Annotated in this window: 9 protein-coding genes; 1 reads left to right on the top strand and 8 read right to left on the bottom strand. The window is 70.7% G+C overall.

The annotated features are described in order from the left end of the window. Positions 1-66 precede the first annotated feature (66 nt). The 3 genes from AWZ10_RS36515 to AWZ10_RS36530 form a co-directional block, all read right to left on the bottom strand. Entirely contained in the window at positions 67-987 is a 921-nt protein-coding gene (locus tag AWZ10_RS36515; protein WP_234360992.1) for a phosphatase domain-containing protein, read from the bottom strand. Between the two features lie 2 nt (positions 988-989). Further along, the gene (locus AWZ10_RS36520) at positions 990-2,198 is read right to left on the bottom strand and encodes an RNA ligase (protein ID WP_060893161.1); all 1,209 of its coding nucleotides are present in this window, start codon (positions 2,196-2,198) and stop codon (positions 990-992) included. 536 nt (positions 2,199-2,734) lie between these two features. Next, complete coding sequence (locus AWZ10_RS36530) at positions 2,735-3,664, bottom strand: C45 family autoproteolytic acyltransferase/hydrolase (protein ID WP_244172668.1); 930 nt, start codon at positions 3,662-3,664, stop codon at positions 2,735-2,737. 279 nt (positions 3,665-3,943) lie between these two features. On the opposite strand from AWZ10_RS36530, the gene AWZ10_RS51885 reads away from it, so the two are divergent. Then, positions 3,944-4,123 carry a hypothetical protein gene (locus AWZ10_RS51885; RefSeq protein ID WP_159058487.1) on the top strand — a complete coding sequence of 60 codons (180 nt, stop codon included), beginning with the start codon at positions 3,944-3,946 and terminating at the stop codon, positions 4,121-4,123. Positions 4,124-4,278: 155 nt separating this feature from the next. Here AWZ10_RS51885 and AWZ10_RS36535 read toward each other — a convergent pair whose 3' ends face one another. The 5 genes from AWZ10_RS36535 to AWZ10_RS36555 form a co-directional block, all read right to left on the bottom strand. Further along, positions 4,279-4,941, bottom strand: a complete 663-nt coding sequence (locus AWZ10_RS36535; RefSeq protein WP_060893163.1) for a lysophospholipid acyltransferase family protein — start codon at positions 4,939-4,941, stop codon at positions 4,279-4,281. Between the two features lie 557 nt (positions 4,942-5,498). Continuing rightward, positions 5,499-8,624: an alpha-N-acetylglucosaminidase TIM-barrel domain-containing protein gene (locus AWZ10_RS36540; RefSeq protein WP_046704318.1), complete on the bottom strand. Its 3,126-nt coding sequence runs from the start codon at positions 8,622-8,624 to the stop codon at positions 5,499-5,501. A gap of 72 nt (positions 8,625-8,696) precedes the next feature. Next, a complete protein-coding gene (locus AWZ10_RS36545) occupies positions 8,697-9,593 on the bottom strand; it encodes a hypothetical protein (protein WP_060893164.1) in 897 nt (298 codons plus the stop codon). Further along, positions 9,590-10,534, bottom strand: a complete 945-nt coding sequence (locus tag AWZ10_RS36550; protein WP_046704320.1) for a hypothetical protein — start codon at positions 10,532-10,534, stop codon at positions 9,590-9,592. Before AWZ10_RS36550 ends, AWZ10_RS36545 begins: the two co-directional genes overlap by 4 nt. Before the next feature lie 5 nt (positions 10,535-10,539). After that, positions 10,540-11,988 carry an alpha-L-fucosidase gene (locus tag AWZ10_RS36555; RefSeq protein WP_060893165.1) on the bottom strand — a complete coding sequence of 483 codons (1,449 nt, stop codon included), beginning with the start codon at positions 11,986-11,988 and terminating at the stop codon, positions 10,540-10,542. Positions 11,989-11,991: the final 3 nt, after the last annotated feature.

Here is an 11,991-nt window from a genome sequence, read left to right on the forward strand (position 1 = left end):
CGACCGTCCGGCGTCGCCGCTGCGCACCCGCCGGACACCCGGCCCGCGCACCGGCGGCCTCGCCGGCTAGAAGCTGCCGTAGTTGACCTGCCAGGTCGGCAGGCCCATGCGGCGCCACACGGCGACCACCCGGTCGCGGTCGTCGAGGGAGACCCGTACGGCGAAGCGGTGGCGTACATGCCGGTCGAAGAGCTCGGCCTTGACCACGTCGTCACGGCGCTGGTCGCCGGCACCGCGCATCCACAGCTCGTCGTACGGGACCTCGTGCGCCCGCAGCCACGCCTCCGTCTGGCCCCGGTGCTCCTCACCACGCCCCGAGAGCAGGACGATGGCATCGCCGTCGGCGCTGCGGAAGGAGCGCAGCGCCCCGCGCACCGATTCGTTGAGCAGATCCTCCTCGCAGCGTGTGAAGTCGTAGGCGCCCCGGTCGCCCCTGAGGGCGAGGGTGCCGTCGATGTCGCACATGACCGCGGCGGGAAGCGTCGGGTCGGCGGTGTACGGCTCGACGGGGGGCTGGTCGTTCAGCCACTCCGCGGTGAGCCGCCAGCCGCCCTTACGGGACTTCGCGTGCTTGTCGGCGAGGATCCGGATGATCTCCTCGCCGACCGGCCGCTCCCGCTCGGCGTCGCGCCGCAGGCACTCCTCCACGGGCACGTCGGTGAAGTCGTGCACGACGAAGGTGGCCAGCCCCGCCACGGCCGCCTTCAGTCGCTTCGGGATGTGCGGCGTCATGTGCGTGTTGTCCACCACGACGTCGAAACCGCCGTCCACGGCAGCCCGCACCGCCGCGTCCTGGATCGCCAGCACGGTCTGCTCGTGCGCGTACGACCGGCGCTCGGCCCCCTCGGGCAGCGGGACGTCGAGCATCGCCCGCAGATCGTCGAGGTTGACGCGGCGCATCCGCCCCTCGGAGTCCGCCTGCAGCTTGCGCGCTGCGGTCGTCTTCCCCGAGGCGGGGAGGCCCGTCATGACGTGTACCACGGGCACGGTCAGTTCTCCTCGTCGTTCTTGAAGGGGTCGGACGCCTCCGGCCGGGTGGAACGGTACGTCACGAGTTCGGTCGGTCGTTCGTCCAGGCGCAGGAACATGGCGGGGCGTACGGCGACGTCGGGCAGGCCGCGCACCGCGCGGGCGAAGGCTCCCCGGTCGCCGGCGAGGTGCGCGAGGGACCGGAACGCCTCGTCGATCGCCCGCTCGCGGTCCTCCACCTGCTTCTCGATGCCCGCGACGACACCTCGCACCCAGGCGTCGAACTCGTCGGGCACCTGCTCCAGCAGCGCGTCCAGGGGCCGGCCGTCGGAGGCGACGATGTCCTCGGCCGAGCAGCCCAGCGCCTGCGCCACCTGCTTGGCGGGCAGGCCCGCGAACCGCTGGATGCCGTGACCGCGCCAGATGTCCCGCTCGGTCACCCCGGTGAGCACCTTGTGGAGCCGCACGTACTCGGCGAACTTGGCCTTGGCCCGTACGCCCGACGCGAAGCGCAGCACGAAGCCCTCCGCGTCGGTGCCCGTGGCCGCCACACCGCCGGGCAGTCGGTTGCCCTCCGTCATCGCCAGCAGCTCGGCCAGCGGAACGGCGGGCCGGACGGTGACCACCGAGCCGATGCCGCGCCAGCCCGCCGCGGCCTCCGCCAGGGCGACCTCGGTGCCGTCCTTGGCGAACGCGGCCAGCAGCACCACGTCACGCCGGTCGCCGTAGTCGACGACGATCCGGTTCTCCGGGTACAGGATCTCGGCGAGGTAGGTCACCCCGGGAACGAGACCGGAGGTGTCCTTCCCGTCGAGCAGCCGCTGCGCCCAGGTGGCCTGGACGCTGACGAACGAACCCTTGGACGCGACCCGCCACCGGCCGGCGTAGTGGAAGACCACCGCCAGACTGCCGTCGACCTTGTCGTACACCTCGAACGGCTCGTCCGGGAGGCTCGGGGCGTACGGCTGACCGGACTCGTGCTCACCGACGTTGAAGAACTTCGGCAGCGGAAGCGCGACGATCTCACCGGTGGCGTCGTCGGCCACGAGACCGCGGCAGCGCGTGGTCACCCGGTTCCACACCCGCTCGTACTGACATGTCCTCGTGTACGTGTAGATGGACAACGGCAGTTCCGGGTGCGGCTTGCGCGTGACGTGCCCCGCTTCGAGCGCCGCCGCAAGCTCCTCCGGCGGCAGCAGCTCATGAAGAGTCAGGTGGGCCCGGCTCATGTGTTCCTCCCCTTGGTGGTCCCTGATTGTCACGTGGGGGAGGATCTGAGGACAGCGGTTTTTCCCCGGGCCGACCAGGGGATGTGCCCTGCTCCCGGGCCTGCCGCTCCAGGAACTTGATCAGCCTGACCTCGCTCCGTACGAGGCGTTCCCGCTCGTCGTCGGGCAACGGGGCCAGCGGGTCGACGATGACCTGTGTGCGGGGCACATGGACCATCGAGCCGCAGTAGATCCGGCAGCCGGTACACCACGCGAGCCCGATGCAGCGCTCGAACATGGCGGACTCGGGCGGGTGGAAGCGGTACGTGTACGAGCGGACGGGCGTCCGGCAGTCGGCACAGACGCGCCGGTCCCCGTCGGCGACCGTGTCCCAGGTCGCGACCTTTCGCCAGATGAGCCGCTCGTTGTGTGCTCTTCAAGTCGTCATGCCGACCATCGTCCCCCATGACCGGGGCCGCACAGGAGCGGTTGACGCGTGCTGACGGACCTGGCGGTCCTGAGGTGTCCGGCGTCGTGACGCCCTCGCCGCGAAGTTCTCAGACCGCCCGGCCGAGGAGCACGGTGCGGGATCCCGGGGCGAAGCCGGCGAAGGACTGCTCCCAGGACTCGCCGGGCCAGTGATAGGTCACGCGGCCCTCCGAGGGCCGGTAGTGGGCGGTGTAGACCGTGCCCAGCCCCTCGTCGTACGCGTACTGGTACAGCGGTGGCTTCAGCATGGCTGCCACGTCCGTGCCCGTGGCGCGAACGGTGTCCAGCCGCTCCTGTGTCCGGGAGAAGCGCTCCTGCTCGTCGGGCACCGGCAGGTGCTGGTGGTTGGCTGCGCAGGCGTCCGGCGCCTCGGTCAGGGGGATGTCCGGTCCCACGAACACCGTCACCGCACGGTCGGGGTCGACGAGGGTGACGTTCTGCGGGATCCCGACGGGTATGGTCCGCAGTCTGCCGACGGCTTCCTCGACGGTGTCACAGGTCTCCAGCAGATAGCGCAGCACGATGAGGACGGCGAAGCCGGGACCGTGGACGAATCGCCCGCCGAAGGTGAGCGAGACAGCGAGCCCGGCGTCGTTCATCCCGTCCAGCAGGCCCCAGCCCGCGTCCTGCATGCCGATCACGGGCCGGAGGAAGTGGGAGGAGACGATCGTGCCCTCGCACTCGTCGGGGCTGAAGTCGTAGTTGCGCAGCAAGGTGCCCCTGCCGCCGATCTGGGTGCAGCCCGAGAAGAACGGTCGCAGGGCGGCGAGGGTGAGGAAGGTGTCCCCTCCGGGCCGGTCCAGCTGACGGGTGAGCCGGTCCAGCACCGGGACCAGCTCCGGCATGTGCTCCTCGAAGAGCTTCCGGGCATGCTCCGCCCCCTCGGGAGTGCGGCCCTCGTCGCTCATCCAGCCTTCCGCAGCCGACCACAGCCCCTGCGTGTGCGAGGCCCACCGCCCGTCACTGCCGTCACCGACGTCAACCGCGCGAAAGGTCATCTGCTGACGGTTCAAGACTGCCGCTCCCTCGTGGACTTGGGGCCAGGGCCTGTCAACCTAGCCAATTTCAGAGGCAGTTCACCAGGTCGGCATGGCTACGGGAGAGCGCGGGGGACGGCTCGCCCGTGCGCTGTCCGTGAGGCGGAGCGGTGGAGTGGGCGTCAAGGCCGTGCCGCCTGTTCGGCAGTCCAGGTGAGCTTGCGAGTTCCGTCGTGACGGCAGGGGGAGGTATGCGGTGGATCCAGCCCGGAGCTCCCGACTCAGCCGAAGGTGTTCTCCATGTCCCAGACCGCACCCGCACCCGCGCCGTCCGTCGTCCGCAGCCCGCTCCTGAGGCAGAGCCCGGTCGACATCCGCCCCCAGGACACCGACTCCTCCGCCCTGCCGCCCCTACGGGCCCGGCAGATGGTGGCACAGCTCCATCCGGTCCGGGGAGGACGTCAACACGAACACCGGTGAACCGGAGGCCGGTGCCCGCCGCACCGCCATGGCCGTGAACACCGTGCACATGGATGCCGTGCGCCCCTCTCACCTGCGGGTGTGGCTGGAAGGGGGAGTGGCCACACTCGGGTGACCGGGCCCGGTCGTTGAACCGTCCGCCCGGCGCCGAGACGCTACGCGGCGAGCGCGGCCGGTTCGCCGAGGTGGGCGGCCGCCGTGCGCCAGGCGGCTGTGACCGCCGCATGCGCCTGCCGCGTGTTCGCGGTGTGGCCGCCGGCCAGGGTGAGCGGTGCCCCGACGTGTACGTGCAGGTCGGGGCGGCGCAGAGGGGCGGTGAGCAGCCCCGCTAGTTGCTTGGCCGTGTTGCCGGAGGTGACTCGGCGTGCCCCGGCCTGGCCGACCGGCACGACGGGCGCGCCGGTGCGCTCGGCGAGCCGGGCCAGACCGCTGCGGAACGGTTCGGGCGCGGCTTCGGCGGCGTCCTCGCGGAGCGGGATCCCGCCCTCGGCGTAGATGAGGACCGTCCGGCCTTCCGCCAACGCGTCGGCGGCGAGATCGAGCGCGTCGGCGGCGCGCGGGTCCCCGCGGTACACGGGGATGTGCCCCTCGCGGGTGAGCGCACGGCCGAGCAGGGGGATCCGCCACAGGCCCGCGGCGCCCATGGCGACCGGCTGGACGCCGAGGCGGTGCAGCGCGGCGAGCACGACGGCGGGATCGGCGAGCGAGGTGTGGTTGGCGGCGATGATGCTGCCCGGCACCACCGCGGATCCGGCGTCGACGGTCACCGTGAGACGTCCGACGGTGGGTACCAGGACGTCGGCGAGGCGGCTGAACATGGGATCTCCCGGGCTTGACGAGGCAGACCCTCATCGTCGGCCCGCCCACCGCGCGGAGCCTGAGTGCGCGTACTCAATCGCGGGGGTGCCGGTACCCAGACGGCACGGGCTTCCGGCCCGCCGGTCGTCGCCGTCGGTCACTCCATGGGCGTCCAGGTTGCCAACCTGCTCGCCGTCCGCCACCCGCGCACCGTACGGTCGGTCATCGCCCTCGCTTATGGATGTTCGAGAAGGTCGCCGCGACGGACTGCTGACCGAACTTGACCACCGGATCGACTGGAGCAAGGCGCGCCGGCATCTGGTCGGGTAGCCGAGCACTCCGGTCGCAGCAGGCCCGGCAGCTGGGCAGACGCGATGGCCCTCCTCGGACAAGGGTTGCGGCCTCTCACTACGTCCGCGCCGGGCCACCGTGACCACCGAAACCCGCCCCTCCGCACTCAGGCGGAGGGGCGTCGGCGTGTGACGCCACTGAGCCCAGGCCGCGCCAGGGCGCACGGCGCCATGTGCCCGTCACGCTCGATGGCGCCGCGTCGAGCGGTCCGGCTCCCTCCGACCCCTCAGCTGACGGCGAAGTCCTCGAACCCGGCGATCCCGCGGGTACCGGTCCAGCCGTTGGCCGCCGTCATGAAGACACCGATGTCCTGGGTGCCGGCGACACCACCCGGTGTGGCGATGCCGACCTTGGTCCAGGTGACACCGTCACGGCTGCACTCGCCGGTGTACGTGTCGCCGGAGCGGGTCAACCGCAGGTACACCGGGGCGGCCAGGGAACCGGCCAGTTCGATGGCGTCGAACCGGCCGTTGCCGTCGGAGTCCCAGGACAGCGCGCAGCCGTTGGACGGCGTCACCGCCAGGTTGACGTAGCCGCCCGAGCCGCCGTTCTCGGAGAGGTCGTTGCGCACGATCAGCCCGGCGCGGGCCCATCCGCCGGTCGTGTCTTGCGAGGTGACCTGGACCGTCGCGGTCGAGGAGGACGTGAAGGCGGCGGCCCGGTAGACCGTGCCGAACTCGTTGGTGGAGCTCCACAGGTCGGCGCCCGCGCCCTCGATGGCGATCGCGTCCCCGGCCTGGCCGAACACCGCGTCGTTGAAGGAGGCGGTCCGGTAGGGGTCGCCCACCCCGGTGCCCGCCATCAGACGGACGTTCGCCAACGCCGCGCCGCGCGTGCCGCCGGTCCGGTAGGACGCGTTCGCCGGCACCCGGGAGATCAGCGCGCCGGTGGCCTGGGTGAGGGTGACCGTGAAGGCCACCGAGAAGGTCTCACCCGGGGCGACCGACGCCGTGGTGGTGGTGCCGGACGGCTCGGCGGTCATGCCCTCCGGTGCGTCGAGGGACAGGGACACGTCCGTCGCCGGTCCGAAGCCGTTGCGGTTGGTGAACGCCACGGTGACCGTGACCGGGCGGCCCTGCGCCACCGCGCCCCGGTCGGCGGACGCGGTCAGCGTCACCTGGTCGGGATCGGCGACGAGGGTGTCCCGTACCTGCCGGGCCAGCTTGTGGATGTTGCCCGATGTCTTCACCGGGTAGCTGTCGTGCTGGTGCGCCCAGCGGTCCTCCAGCGCGAACCAGTCGATCTCGGCCGGCTGCCGGTCGGCCGCGAGCGCGGCGGACAACTCGGCGAAGTACGTCTTCCAGCGCGTCAGGTACAGGCCGCCGACGAGTCCCGCCCATTCCCGGTTCGCGTAGTCGTGCAGCCCTTCCTCGCTGCTCGCCCGGCCGCCCCAGGTGGTGATGATCGACCGCGCGTCGTACTCCAGTTGGTCCTTCTCGGCCCTGGTGCCGCCCCAGGAGCGGGCGTCGGCCAGCCACCGTCCGAGCAGGTGCTGCGGGGACGTGGCCAGCGCCTTGTCCATCAGCTTCATCCAGCTCAGCCACGTCCTGGTGAGCCGGTCGAAGCCGGCGCGGTCCCCGGCCTCGTACGCCGCCTTGATCCGGGGCAGCAGCACGCGGCTGCGGTTGGACAGCACCTGACGGGTCACGTCGGCGAGGTCGTAGGCGTAGGCGGAGCTGTCGCGCAGCCGCGGCGCGACCAGGAGCAGTTCGGTGAGGGCTTTATCGAAGACCGTGGTGTCGTAACGGTCGGCCTCCGGGCCCCAGGCGGCGGCCTTGTCGGCGCCCAGGCTCGGCCGGGCGCCGAACAGCCCGTCGGGCGCCTCGCTCCACCCGTCCTTGCGGGTCATGCCGTACGCGGTGTCGCGGATCGTCTTCCAGGCGGCGGCGGCGTGCGGGTCCTCGCCTCCGTAGCGGGACACGGCGTACGCGGCGAACCAGTCGTCGAGGTCGATGGTGCCCGGTGTCCAGGCGAGGTCGGTGAGGAGCGCGAGCGCGGGCGCGTTGTTGTCGGCCGCTTCCGGCATCGCCGCGATACCGGCGAGCGCGCTGCCTTCCCTGTCACGCCACTTGGGGTACTGCTCCACCCAGTCCGGGGCGTTGGCGCCCATCGGGGTGTGGCCGCCGAAGTTCCAGATGCTGCCGAAGGCGTACGGGGTGCCGCCCCAGTCGCTCTCCCGGTCCGTGACGGTGGTGTAGCGGTCGGACAGGCCGTCCACGATCAGCATCCGGGACTTGTCGACCCCGTCGAGCAGCGCCGTGGACGGGTTGGACTGCCAGCCCAGGATGGCCCAGATCGCGCCCGGGTGAGCCTTCTGGAGAGCCACTTCGACGGCTGCCGCGGCCTCGTCCACCGGGACGTCACCGGGATTTCCGCCCTCGTGCAGTAGGTCCATCTTGTACATCGTGCTGTCGCCGAACCGCTCCGACTGGGCCCGGTAGAAGGCGGCGGACACCTCGTCGAAGGCCGTCGTGCGCGGGTCGAGCCAGTCGGGCCGCTTGAAGGCGCCCCAGTCGCCCTGGGGCACCACGGCCGCGTCCCCGCCGTGCTTGGCGACGAAGTCGTCCGGCACGGTGCCGAAGTAGCCTGGCAGGACCGGGGTCATGCCCAGTTCGCGCACCCGGTCGGCGATCTTCCGGGCGAGATCGGCGCGCCTCTCGATGAGCCGCCTGGACACCGGACCGCCGAACCCCGACATGTTCTGCAGCAACCACCACGGCTGATGGGCCGGTGCCGGAATCCACGCCCGCATTTCGGCGTCGGAGTAGCCGAACTGCCGGAAGGTGTCGTAGTAGACGGCGTCGCCGCCCGTGTAGACCAGCACTCTGTTGATGCCGTGCAGCGCGAGCACGTCCAGCTCGCGCTCCCACGCGTCCCAGTTCCGGTAGGGGCCGGTGTAGCCGTCGTTGGTGTCGTTGAGGGCGAACCGGTGTGGCACGTTCGCCGATCCGGCGATCCCCCCGTCGGGGGCGGGCAGCAGCCTGGGGAGGTTCAGCTGTTCGCCGTTCCAGGAGATGTCGGCCTTCGCCGCCCGCGCGAGGTAGGTGTTGAGGCCGGTGAGCAACACCGCCGGGCTGGTGCCCTCCACGGTGATCGCCCCGGCCCGGCCGGTGACCTTGAACCGGTCGGCGCCGCCGGCGTCCAGCGCCCGCAGCGTCACCTGCCGGTGGTGGTCGGGCAGCAGTCGTCGCAGCGCGATGGACGCGGGGGTCGTGTTGAACGGCTTCACGGCCTTGTCCGCGGCCGCGGGTGCGGCGTGGGCACCCGGCTGCGGGGTCAGCAGCACCACTCCGCCGAACGCGGCGGCTCCGGTCAGCAGGCGTCTCCGGCTGAGCGGTTGATTGGCTGTCATGAACGTCCTCTCAGAACTTTTCGGATCTTCCGAGCCGCGGTGCGACGTGGTCACAGCGCACCGTGGCTCGGATCAGGCGACGGTCATCGCGAAGATGTGCAGAGCGGGAGCAGCGCTCGGCAGGCCGTCGCTGACCTTCGGCAGCACGACGGAGTGCAGTGCCTTGTCCTCCAGTTCGACGCCGAAGGTGTAGAGGCTGACCGGGTTGTTGTCCTGGCCGGAGGGGGTGTTGCGGTACGGCAGGACCACCGCGGCCGCGGGGTTCGCCCAGTACCAGTCGGGGACCTCGACGGAGAAGGCCTGCTCCGTACCGTCCGCGTACACGACCTTCCCGGACCCCTTGCCGTCGCCCCAGGTGCACGTGCCGAGGAACGCCAGCCGCGAGCCGGTGCCGGACAGCCGTACGGTCTGCGCGGAGGACACCACGTTGTCCTTGGCCCCGGGTTCGGTGTCCGGCCAGGTGAAGGTCGTTCCGCCGTACGTCACGGCAGCTCCGGGAGCCAGGCCGACCGATGCCAGCGCCTGGGCGGACAGGCTGGAACGCGAACCGTCGATGTCGGCGGTGGTGGTGGCGTCGTCGGAGGAGACGCCGGCGTTGTCGAAGGCACCGGCCAGCGACCTGTACGGAAGCCGCAGCCGTGAGGTGGCGCGGGTGCAGTCGGACCCGTCCTCGTGCACGTCGAAGAGCGCGTGAGCGATGAGCGGGACCACGCCCTCGGCGTCGTCGGAGAGCCGGGTCTTCCAGGTACGGGTCACCGACTTGCCGGGCGCCACCTTGCCGAGGACGAAGGACGACTGGCTGGAACCGCCCACGGAGAGATACAGCACCGTGGCGCGCAGTGCGATCCGCGTGGTGTTGGTGAGCTCGGCCGTCAGTGTCACCGCCTGGCCGGGCTCGGGGGCGGACGGCTCGATGGTGATCGAGACGGGCGGGGCGAGGAAGTCCTCCTCGGAGCGGTAGGGACTCATGCTTCCTCCACCGTGAAGTGGTCGAAGACCGCCTGGACGGTCGTGCCGGGGTAGTTGAGGTTGACCGCGCTCGCGACGACGCCGGCGTCCATGGCGCCACTCGCCGAGGGAACGTTCGCGCTCGCGATCTCGGTCCAGGAAAGGCCGTTGTTGACGCTGGAGTACGCGGTGCAGGTGGTGCCGTCGCGGACCAGCCGCAGCCAGGACGGGTGAGTCGAACCGCCGCCACCTGCCCAGGTGTCGAGCCGTCCGTCGCCGTCGCTGTCGGTCATGAACTCCAGGCCGAACGACTTCGACATGGTGAGCACTGCGTAGCCGCCCTTCTCCGGGGCGGTCAGGTCGTTTGCTACGGCGATGCCGTACTTGGCGGTGGGGTTGTCGCTGCCGGTGAGGCTGACCGTCTTGACCTGCACCATGCTCGACTCGGCGGCGGATCCGGTAAGGAGGATGCCTCCCTTCTCGTCGGCGCCGCCGGAGAAGTCGCGGCCGCCCGCCCAGATCACCAACTGGCTGCCGTACTGGCCGAACTCGGCGTCGTCGGTGGTGGCGAACGTCCGGTACGGGGCCCGCACCCCGTTGGGCTCGTAGGGCACCGTGACCGTCTTCGCGGACCGCGCGCAGTCGCTGCTGCGCCCGTCGACGTCGAAGACCACGTGCGCGGTGAACGCCACGTTCCCGGCCACGTCGGCCGGCATCGCCGTCTCCCAGCGACGGGTCGTCCTCGCGCCGCGCCGCAGGTCGCCGAGCGGGATGGTCCTCGCCGCCGTGGTGGCGCCGGGGTCTATCAGGTGGAGCACGGCGTTGCGGAGCGGGAAGGGGCAGTCGTTGGTGAGGACCGCGGTGGCGGTGACCGTGTCACCGCCGGCCGGTTCGGCCGGCTGCGTGGTGACGGTGAGGGTAGGGCCCAGGGCGTCGAACCGGGTGTCGTTACGGATCCCCATGCCGGTCACCGGGCCCAGTCGACGGTGAAGACGTTGGCGATGTTGCTGGGCAGGGAGGACGGGACGGTGATGTTGATCTTTCCGTCACGGCGGGTCCACCGCAGACTGCCGCTCGTGCCGAGCAGCCGGATTCGGGAGGTGGCGCTGATGGGGATGTCGCCGGGCACCGAGAGGGTGCCGCTGGGCGCGCCCAGCACGATGATGTTGAACTTGCCCGGGGTGACGGTGTAGCGGGTGCCGAGCGGGCTGCCCTCCTCCTCCGCCCTTACCCAGGGCGTCGACCCGTAGATGGCCGGGCCGTTGACCTTCAGCCAGGCGCCGATGTCCCGCAGCCGCTCCTGCATGATCTCGGGGATCGTGCCGTCCGGCCTGGGGCCGATGTTGAGCAGCAGGTTGCCGTTCTTGCTGACGACGTCGGCGAGCAGCTGGATCAGGAACTCGGAGGTCTTGTAGTCCTCGTCCGGTTCGTGCTTGTTGTAGCCCCAGGAGTAGCCCATGGTCATGCAGCACTCCCACTTCTGCGGATCCATCGTGGGGTTGGTGCGCTGCTCGTACGTCGCGAAGTCGAAGTGGGTGTCGAAGCGGTCGTTGATCACCACGCCCTTGGGGCGCTTACGGTTCTTGGCCTGGTTGTAGTAGTGGGCCATGGGTTCTTCGCTGCGCCACGGCGGGTTGCCGGTGGGCCGGAACCACTGTCCGTCCGCCCACAGCAGCTCGGGGTCGTAGCGGTCGATGATCTCGTAGAGCTGTTTGAGCTCGTAGTCGCCGACGTAGTCCTGGACCGGCTTGTAGCCGGTCATCGGGATTTCCTTGTCGGTGTAGAAGTTGCGCATCGGCCGGCCGATCGCCGGGTTGAAGTACTCGCCGAGCGAGTAGTACAGGCCCGGGCGTACGGTGCCGCGCTTGCGGGCCGCGGTCATCAGCTCACCGACGAGGTCACGCTTCGGCCCGTACGCGACGGAGTGACGGTCCGTCACCCTGCTGGGATAGAGGGCGAATCCGTCGTGGTGCTTGCTGGTCAGCGCGAAGTACTCGGCGCCCGCCTGCTCGAACAGCCTCACCCAGGCGTCGGGATCGTACTTCTCGGCCTTGAACCGCGGGATCAGGTCGTCGTAGGTCACGTCCTCGCCGTAGGTGTCGCGGTGGTACTTCCACTCGGCGGTGTCCTTGGTGCTCTGGTACCAGAGGTACCACTCGGAGGCGCTTCTCGGTGTCGCGCCGGCGATCACCGAGTAGATGCCCCAGTGGACGAAGATGCCGAACTTGGCGTCCTTGTACCAGCGCGGCACGGGGTGGGTGTCGAGGGACGCCTTGGTGGGCTGGTAGTCGGGGGTGCCCGTGCCGCCGCGCACCGCCGCGCCGGCGAGGGCCTGGGCGGTCCCGGGCGGGGCGAGGAGCACGGCGCCGCCGAGGGCGGCCGCGGTGGTCATGAAATGTCGGCGGTTGACTGCCATGGA

The sequence above is a fragment of the Streptomyces europaeiscabiei genome (assembly GCF_001550375.1).
GTDB classification, from domain to species: Bacteria; Actinomycetota; Actinomycetes; order Streptomycetales; family Streptomycetaceae; genus Streptomyces; species Streptomyces europaeiscabiei.

Coding starts and splice junctions, on each gene's coding strand:
- AWZ10_RS36535 (WP_060893163.1), bottom strand. CDS start 4,941: ATGTTCAGCCGCCTCGCCGACGTCCTGGTACCCACCGTCGGACGTCTC.
- AWZ10_RS36520 (WP_060893161.1), bottom strand. CDS start 2,198: ATGAGCCGGGCCCACCTGACTCTTCATGAGCTGCTGCCGCCGGAGGAG.
- AWZ10_RS36540 (WP_046704318.1), bottom strand. CDS start 8,624: ATGACAGCCAATCAACCGCTCAGCCGGAGACGCCTGCTGACCGGAGCC.
- AWZ10_RS36550 (WP_046704320.1), bottom strand. CDS start 10,534: ATGGGGATCCGTAACGACACCCGGTTCGACGCCCTGGGCCCTACCCTC.
- AWZ10_RS36545 (WP_060893164.1), bottom strand. CDS start 9,593: ATGAGTCCCTACCGCTCCGAGGAGGACTTCCTCGCCCCGCCCGTCTCG.
- AWZ10_RS36530 (WP_244172668.1), bottom strand. CDS start 3,664: ATGACCTTTCGCGCGGTTGACGTCGGTGACGGCAGTGACGGGCGGTGG.
- AWZ10_RS36555 (WP_060893165.1), bottom strand. CDS start 11,988: ATGGCAGTCAACCGCCGACATTTCATGACCACCGCGGCCGCCCTCGGC.
- AWZ10_RS51885 (WP_159058487.1), top strand. CDS start 3,944: ATGTCCCAGACCGCACCCGCACCCGCGCCGTCCGTCGTCCGCAGCCCG.